Raw genomic sequence first — 287 nt, 5'->3', positions numbered from 1 at the left:
AATTGCAATAGAATCAATTGTTTGGTGCGGAGAAGCTCCATGTCCGCCTTTGCCCTGAATCTTCAATTCAAAAGTATCACTTGCAGCAGAAGCAGGTCCGACTCCATATAGCACTTCTCCAAGCGCATTTCCTGAAGCAAGATGTGCCCCAAACACAACATCTACTCCATCAAGACATCCATCCTCTATCATGGCAATAGCTCCACCTGGCGGAAGCTCTTCTGCATGCTGATGTAAAAGCACAATATTGCCTGCAAGACTTTCCTTATTGTCATTCAGCACCTTTG

Annotated in this window: 1 protein-coding gene; it reads right to left on the bottom strand. The window is 45.3% G+C overall.

Annotation, left to right across the window (positions count from 1 at the left end; genetic code table 11):
* Window positions 1–287 (bottom strand): M20/M25/M40 family metallo-hydrolase (locus EOC06_RS38885; protein ID WP_128310194.1); only part of this gene is annotated, 287 nt, incomplete at both ends.

It is taken from the genome of Mesorhizobium sp. M7A.F.Ca.MR.362.00.0.0 (genome assembly GCF_004023175.1).
GTDB lineage: Bacteria > Pseudomonadota > Alphaproteobacteria > Rhizobiales > Rhizobiaceae > Mesorhizobium.
The sequence above is the reverse complement of the archived record's forward strand: the minus strand, read 5'-3'. Positions and strand labels throughout refer to the sequence as shown.